The 3,236-nt window shown below is 74.5% G+C and carries 2 protein-coding genes; both read right to left on the minus strand.

What is annotated here, in order from left to right; all coding sequences use genetic code 11:
* The coding region (locus FNQ90_RS17320) for a complex I subunit 4 family protein (protein ID WP_323380024.1) at positions 1 to 1,311 on the minus strand (1,311 nt) is incomplete at its 3' end.
* 5 nt (positions 1,312 to 1,316) lie between these two features.
* Positions 1,317 to 3,236 (minus strand): NADH-quinone oxidoreductase subunit 5 family protein (locus FNQ90_RS17325; RefSeq protein ID WP_182607216.1); only part of this gene is annotated, 1,920 nt, incomplete at its 5' end.

The following is a 3,236-nucleotide window of genomic DNA, read 5'->3' on the forward strand; positions in this document are numbered from 1 at the left end:
GGGCAGGCCGGGGGCGGGGTCGTAGGCGGCGAGCATCGCGAGGAACTCGCCCCAGAAGCCGGCCAGTCCCGGCAGGCCGAGGGAGGCCATGGCTGTGAAGGCGAACAGCGCGCCCAGCCGGGGGGCGCGTCCGTACAGGCGGGCGCCGGAGCCGCGCGCGGTCAGCTCGTCCAGGCGGGTGGTGCCGGTGCGTTCCCGGATGCCGCCGACCAGGAGGAAGAGCAGGCCGGTGATCAGACCGTGGGCGATGTTGGCGAACAGCGCGGCGTTGATCCCGGTGGGGGTGAGGGTGGCGATGCCCAGCAGCACGAAGCCCATGTGTCCGACCGAGGACCAGGCGATGAGCAGCTTGAGGTCGGCGCCGCGGCGCACCAGGTCCAGGCAGACCAGGGAGGAGTACACGATGCCGGTGACGGCGAACGCGCCGAGCCAGGGCGCCAGCGCGGCGGTGCCCTCGGGGACGGCGGGCAGGAGGATGCGGACCAGGCCGTAGGTGCCGGTCTTCAGCAGCACCCCGGCGAGGAGCACCGAGCCGATGGTGGGCGCGGCGGTGTGCGCGGGGGGCAACCAGCCGTGCAGCGGCCACATCGGGGTCTTGACGGCGAAACCGAGGCCCACGGCGAGGACGACGAGGATCTGGACGTCGCGTCCCAGCCCCTCGCCCTGCGCGGCGGCCAGCGCGGTCATGTCGAAGGTGCCGGCCCGGCCGCCGAGCAGCAGGAAGCCCAGGAGCATGAGCACCGAGCCGACGAGCGTGTAGACCACGAACCGGCGGGCGGCGGGCCCGCTGCCTCCCCCACCCCAGCGGGCGATGAGGAAGTACATCGGGATCAGGACCATCTCGAAGGCCAGGAAGAACAGGATCAGGTCGAGCGCGGCGAAGGTGGCCAGGGCCCCGCTCAGCAGCACCAGCAGCAGTGCCACCAGGGCGGTCGGGTGCGGTCCGGCGGGCGGGCGGCGGTAGGCGTGCAGGGCGCACAGGAAGCCGAGCAGGGCGGTGAGGACGAGCAGCGGCAGCGAGATCCCGTCCACGCCCAGGTGCAGGCGCACCCCCAGGGCGGGGATCCACTCCAGGTCGGTGACGGCCTGCGGCCGGGCGGCGGCGTCGCGGTCGAAGGACGCGGCCAGCAGCAGGGCGGCGGCCAGCACGACGCCGGTGACGACCACGCCGTGCCGCAGCACCGCCTGTTCTGGGGAGCGTCCCCTCAGGCCGGGGGGCGCGGGGAGCAGCGCCGTTGCCGCGCCCACCAGGGGCAGGGCCACGACGACCAGCAGGAGCAGTCGCGTCACGGAGTCGTCGAGGGTGATCACGGCGCTCATCCTCCGGTGGTGGTGACGGCGACGACGGCCAGGGCGAGGGCGGCCACGGCCGTCACGGCGAGGTAGAGCTGGACGTTGCCGGTCTGCAGGCGGCGGGCGAGGGCGCCGAGCAGGCCGGGGGCCCCGGCGGCGGCCCGCACGTAGGTGTCGACGACCTCGCGGTCCAGGAAGCGGGCGAGCCGGCCGGCGGCACGGACCGGTCGCACGGCGAGGGCCGCGGCGGCGGCGTCCATGCCGAAGCCGGCGGCGGCCGGGCGGCGCAGCCGCCCGAGGAGGGCGGGCCCGGGGTCGGCGATCGGGTCGCGGGGGTCGGTCCCGCGACCGAAGTCCTCCTCGTAGCGGCGGCGCCAGGCGGCCCAGGTGACGAGCACGCCGAGCAGGGCGGCGCCGAGGGAGACGACCGAGGTGGCGAGGTGGGGGGCGAGGTCGCCGCCGTCCAGGCGGGTCCCGAGGGTGTCCCATGCCAGGCCGAGACTCAGGGAGGGGATGGCGAGCAGCCACAGGGCGAGGGTCATGGCCCGGCCGGGTGCGGGGGTGTCCGGGACGGTGACGGGGCGTATGTCCACGGGGTCGTGGAAGAGGACCAGCCACAAGCGGGTGGCGTAGGCGGCGGTGAGGACGGCGCCGGCGAGGACGGCGACGAGCACGATCCAGGCGGCGGCTCCGGCGGCCCCGCCGTCGCCGGTGGCCCGCTGCGCGGCGTGCACGACGGCGTCCTTGGAGAAGAACCCGGCGAACGGCGGCAGGGCGGCGAGGGCGAGCAGGCCGATGGTCATCGTCCACCAGGCGTCCGGTACACGTCGCTTGAGGCCGCCCATGCGGGAGACGGCGGTGAGCGAGCCGGTGCCGGCGGCGAGGACGAGGACGCCGGCGGCGAGGAAGAGCAGGGCCTTGAAGGCGCCGTGGGTGAGCAGGTGGAAGAAGGCGGCCCCGCGGTCGGCGACGGCGATCGCGCCGAGCATGATGCCGAGTTGACCGATGGTGGACCAGGCCAGGACGCCCTTGATGTCGTCGCGGGCCAGGGCGGCCAGTCCGGAGCCGATGACGGTGACGGCCGCGATCAGGGCGAGGGTGACCACGGCGATCGTGGAGGCGAGGAGCACCGGCAGCAGCACCACCAGTACGTACACGCCGGCGGCGACCATGGTGGCGGCGTGGATGAGCGCGGAGACCGGGGTGGGGCCGGCCATCGCGTCGGGCAACCACAGGTGCAGCGGGAACTGCGCGGATTTGCCCACGACACCCGCCAGCAGGAGCAGGGCGATGACGGTGGGGTGTGCCATCTCCAGGGGATCCAGGCCGGTGAGGCGGTTGACCAGCCAACTGATCCGGAAGGTCCCGGCCTCGACGCCCAGGGCGATGATGCCGATGAGGAAGGGGACGTCACCGAGCTTGGTGACCAGGAACGCCTTGAGGGAGGCGGCGCGGGCGGCCGGGGTCTCCCAGTGGTGGCCGATCAGGAAGTAGGAGCAGGCGCCCATGACCTCCCAGCCGACCAGCAGGACCACCAGGTCGTCGGCGTACACCAGCAGCAGCATGGCGGCGGTGAACAGGGAGACCAGCGCGGCGTAGGAGGGGTAGCGGGGGTCCTCGCGCAGGTAGCCGGTGGAGTAGAGCTGGACGACCAGGGAGACGGCGGTGACCAGGACGGCGGCCAGGACGGAGAAGCCGTCCAGGCGCAGCGCCAGTTCGATCGGCAGGACGGGGTCGCCGGTGGGGGTCAGCGGCGTGGCGGCGGTGACGGTGCCGCCGATCGGGAGGTCGGCGGCGAGCCACAGGGCGAGGAGCGCCGAGGTCAGGACGGGCAGCACCGCCAGGGGGCGCACGAAGCCCGGCGCACGGCGCGCGACGAGGGGGATGAGTGCCGCCCCGCCGGCGGGCAGCAGGGGGACCAGGGCCGCCGCGGTGGTGGGGTT

Origin of the sequence: Streptomyces alkaliphilus (assembly GCF_014141535.1) — a bacterium.
Classification (GTDB): Bacteria; Actinomycetota; Actinomycetes; order Streptomycetales; family Streptomycetaceae; genus Streptomyces; species Streptomyces alkaliphilus.